Raw genomic sequence first — 1425 nt, 5'->3', positions numbered from 1 at the left:
CCAGAGCGGGCAGATTCAGGAGTTGATCAAGCGGTTGGAGGATCAGGGGATACCGGTACAGGCGAACACCAAGGGGATTGTGCTCTCTGGGTATGTGGATGCGAGCTATACCTACAACGCGATCAATGCGCCCTCATTTAACCAGGTGCCCGCGTTTGCTCCTCCTGCCGGGTATGTGGGGCCGACGAATGCGGCGGGTCAGGCCTTAGGGTATCCGGCGATTCCCGGTCGGGAGCCGGTGGATGGGATTCCCGGAGGTGGGTTCAACATGAATGCGTTCAAGTTGGCCTTGGAGAAGCCGCTGACCGAGGAGAACCGGTGGCAGGCCGGGTTTCGGGCCGATTTGATCGTGGGGCAGGATGCTTCGATCGGTGCTCCGGATGCGATCGGGGGTTTGGGGACCAATTACAGTTCGTTGATTCTCTTCAACACCTCGAGTTTCTGGTTGGAGCAGGCCTACGTGGTCTTTCGGGTGCCGGTGGGCAACGGGCTCGACATTCGGGTGGGCAAGTTTGTCGATCCGGCGGGCTACGAGGTGGTGGAGCGGCCGGTGAATTTGGATTTCAGCTACGGGCTGCTCTTCAGCAACCTCTTGCCGACGACGCTGACGGGGATGCAGGCGATCTACCATTTCGACGACCAATGGTCGACGCGCTTTGGGGTGGCCGACGGGGGCTTCAACGTCTCCCGCGGGGGTTACGACTACTTCGGCTATCTCAACAACACGATCAACAACAGCGGGGCCTATCTGCTTTTTTGGAACGGGCAGTGGGAGTCGAAGGCAAAGAACGCCATCCTGAGCGGGACTCTCATGTACGGGTTCAACGGGGTCAATCCGCCCGGTTTCGGGGCTTCTCCGATCGACGGGATGGCCCAACCCTACGGGATTGCACAGGGGATTCGCGGAGAGGGACCCTTCAACCAGAACAACGCCTTTTTCCTGGGCGATGTCTGGGGCTCCTGGGCGCCCAAATTCGCTCACGATAGGCTGCTGCTGGGCTTCGAGTTTACCGGAGGATTCTACAACAACGGCGTCAGCTCCGTCTCCCCTGCGGTCAGCGGGCTGCCCGTCGGCCTCTTCAGCGGCCCCTCCAACTGGTACGGGGCGGCCCTCCACATGAAATACCAGTTCAACTCGGTGGTGAGCCTCTCCCAGCGCGCCGAGTGGATGCAGGCGGGTTGGAACAGCATCCTGGCCGGCCACAACGCCCCCACCGATATCTGGGAGTATACCGCTACCTTGGGCTTCGATCTCGCCGAGAACTTTATGATGCGCCTCGAAGGGAGGATCGATTGGGGCCTCGGCGTCCTCGGCTACTATGGCTACCCCTTCCAGGGCACTACCTCCCCAAGCGCCCTCCTCTACTCCGGCAACGGCCCCATCTTCCTCGGCGCCATCGAGTTCGTCTATAGCTACTAAACCCG

The 1425-nt window shown here is 60.8% G+C and carries 1 protein-coding gene; it reads left to right on the top strand.

Translation table 11 applies throughout. The features are described from left to right. Positions 1-1420, top strand: a 1420-nt coding sequence (locus FN369_RS00535) for an outer membrane beta-barrel protein (protein ID WP_142524273.1), incomplete at its 5' end; no start/stop codon positions are given. Positions 1421-1425: the final 5 nt, after the last annotated feature.

Origin of the sequence: Methylacidimicrobium cyclopophantes, assembly GCF_902143385.2 — a bacterium.
GTDB classification, from domain to species: Bacteria; Verrucomicrobiota; Verrucomicrobiia; order Methylacidiphilales; family Methylacidiphilaceae; genus Methylacidimicrobium; species Methylacidimicrobium cyclopophantes.
Note: the sequence above shows the minus strand (reverse complement) of the source record. Positions and strands in the feature narration are given on the sequence as shown.